Raw genomic sequence first — 270 nt, forward strand, 5'->3', positions numbered from 1 at the left:
TCCAAGCGCGACATCAAGCAGTTCATCGAGATCGCCTATCGCCTGAACGGCGACGATCCGAACTGGGTCGCCCCGCTGCGCGACGAGGTGGCCGGGACGATCAGCCCGAAGAAGAATGGCTGGTTCAGCCATGCCGAGGCGCAGCTCTTCCTCGCCGAGCGCGACGGCGAGCCGGTCGGCCGCATCTCCGCCCATATCGATTTCCTGGCGCTCGAAATGCCGCCCGAGCAGGGCTTCGGCCCCGGCACCGGCTTCTGGGGCATGTTCGAG

General features: G+C 66.7%; 1 pseudogene. It reads left to right on the forward strand.

Features of this window, described 5'->3' with window-relative positions:
* Positions 1-270, forward strand: a pseudogene (locus tag ACZ3GY_RS24020) (hypothetical protein); the annotation flags it as partial.

Source organism: Pseudomonas sp. PME37.24/006, assembly GCF_055556635.1.